Here is a 2598-nt window from a genome sequence, read left to right as displayed (position 1 = left end):
CGGGCTACTGCCATAACTGTCGCTGGTGTTCACGGTAACGGGAGGTTCCATTGTTGGTTGCCATCTTCAGGTGATTGCCAATCAGGCATTTTGGATGGGATTGCCGGGCAAAAGTTCAAGGCATTCGGAATGATCGTGTAAACCAGATCTGCCGATGGCACTGTCCCCCTGTAAACCCGACTTGCCTGCCCTTTTGCGCCCCGGCGGGGGAAAGCAAGCATAAATCCATGGGACAGCCTCCTGACTGTGAAACCTGATTAATCTTCCCGTGGGTTCTGTGAATGGGTCGATAGGGGCTACCACCGACCTGACATGTTTCTCAATTCTGCCTGTTTGCTTTCGGCTTTTGGTGGCCAGCATGCAGAATAACACCCTGGCCAGTGGCAGCCTGTGGGGTTCCGGGCGGATTGTCCAGAACCATGCCAGCAGCGACAAGACGCCAGATTTTCACATCGTGCGAGCCAATTACGGTCACCACCTGCCTGCTATCGTCACTGAAGAAGGCAGAAGCAGAATGGGGTTTCGGGCGGACTGTCCAGAACCATGGCAGCAGCGACAAGACGCCAGATTTTCACGTCGTGCGAGCCACTTACGGTCACCACCTGCCTGCTATCGACACTGAAGAAGGCAGAATTGACCCGGCGGGTATGTCTCAGAATGGCCTTATTCACCCAGCTGCCATCGGCACAGCGGCCAAAGATTATTGCAGTACGATCCTCGCTTGCGGTTACTATATGGGTGCCATCGGCGTTGAAGCGTGCGGAATAGATCGGGCCGGCATGGCTGATAAGGGCTTTTTGCAGCCACTTGCCGTTCCCATCGTGACCGTAGATTTTCACCTTAAATTTGCTACGGATGTTGTCGTCCCAAAGGATAACTGGGGGCCAACAGAAAGTGATAATATGGCTGCTATCAGGACTGAAGCTGGCGTCAGTGTATGGCCCGTCATGGTCATGGGGAATGATCCCGCTTTCTATCCAGCCTCTGGCTTCGTCATAACTGTATATTCTGGCGATGCGAAGACCCGCGCCGATGATTGCCGCATGTCGGCTATCGGGACTGAAGAAGGCTCTTTTACTGTTGTCCAAAAAGGGAATAGAGGTCGGCATCCAGTTGCCACGTTTGTCGCAGCTGAGGATTTCAAGGTTAGATTCATTTTTGCTAACCATCACATGACAGCTATCGGGGCTGAATTTGGGGCAATTGTGGAGAATAATCGGGATATTGCCAGTTTTCTCTGTCCAGTCACTGTTGCTGTCACGACTGAGGATTTTCAGGGTTACGCTGTCATTTTCACCATCTTGCTTGTTGTTGATGATAATGACATGGCGATCATCGGGGCTGGCCATAACCCGTATGACCGAGCCTTCGTTGTAAGTGAAGGGTGCACTCTCCAGCCAGCCGCCATCTTTGTTCACGCTGAGGATTTTTGCGATCTTGGCGGTGGTCCACCGATAACAACTGTACATCAGCACATGGCTGCCATCGGGACTGAAGGTGATTGATTCCGCATAGAAGTCACTGGTGGCCTCTAATGTCCAGCCACCCTCCTCGTTCCGTCTGTGGATTTTTGTGCATGAGTCTGAGTGGGTCAGTACCCGGCTGCCATCCGGGCTGAAGCGAGCCTTCAAGTGCCGCCTGAAATCGGTAATATCCGCTGCCAACGTCCAGTGACCAGCGTCGTTCAAACTGTGGATTCTGGCGCTGCCATCATCACAGGTAATGACTGCCTGATGACCATCGCAACTTAGGTCTGCTGAGCTGATCTTGCCTTCATGGACAATGGATAGTTGCTCCGTGCAGCTGTTATCTGCGTTATATGCGAAGATTTTTGCGGTATGTTGATCCCAGGCCAACACATGACGACCGTGGGTCTCAACGGTGTAGAGAGAAAGACCTGAGATGAACCGGTAATCGAAGCTAAAACTGGCTTGTTTCTGCCATGAGCTGTTCGCTGTGTAGCCAAAGATTGTCCCGGTATTACGGGTGTTCAAGATCACTAAATGGTCGCCACGGGTGCTGAAGCTGATGGTACTGTTACCATGAGGATCATGAATTTCCTTTGCCAGAACCGGTTTGAATTGTTGACAGTCAGCCATCAGTTTACTCACCGTATAAAACAGGACCTGGGGGAAGTATTTCCTTTTTTGTGCTTCACAGGTTTTACCATCGTCATCGTCGCCTGTTGTTTGCCCTGCAAGGTATTGGCTGCAAAGTTTACCGGCTGCTGTTGCATCCGTGGTAAATTGCCCCAGCCAGTGCTGCAGGTCAGGATCACTGATGTCACGGGCAATCTCTTTAAACTGGTTCTGCTGGTGTGCTGCCAATTTTGCAAACCACGTTCTGGCCAGCAGGTGTTCATCGGTGATTACCTGGTGTAAATACGTACACGTTTTTGCGGTGGCGAGTATCTCCCTGAAAGATAAGTAACCCAACAGCTTGAGCATGGGAGGCTCTGGCAAATACAGTAATAAACATGGGTCTTTGCAGGGCACAACCGACATACCGTTGCTGCTCCACACATAACGGGATGCCTCAGGTGCTACTCCGGCGCAGTCCGGGCTACTGCCATAACTGTCGCTGGTGTTCACGGTAACG

At 51.8% G+C, this 2598-nt stretch carries 2 protein-coding genes; both read right to left on the bottom strand.

Annotated elements, in window-relative coordinates:
* Window positions 1–319: 319 nt before the first annotated feature.
* Window positions 320–475 carry a hypothetical protein gene (locus KDK15_RS14540; RefSeq protein WP_257296108.1) on the bottom strand — a complete coding sequence of 52 codons (156 nt, stop codon included), beginning with the start codon at window positions 473–475 and terminating at the stop codon, window positions 320–322.
* A 16-nt stretch (window positions 476–491) separates the two neighbouring features.
* A partial coding sequence (locus KDK15_RS14535) for an F-box/WD repeat-containing protein (protein WP_257296107.1) occupies window positions 492–2598 on the bottom strand: 2107 nt, incomplete at its 5' end.

Origin of the sequence: Endozoicomonas sp. YOMI1 (genome assembly GCF_024606345.1) — a bacterium.
In the GTDB taxonomy this organism is placed as follows: Bacteria; Pseudomonadota; Gammaproteobacteria; order Pseudomonadales; family Endozoicomonadaceae; genus Endozoicomonas.
Note: the sequence above shows the minus strand (reverse complement) of the source record. Positions and strands in the feature narration are given on the sequence as shown.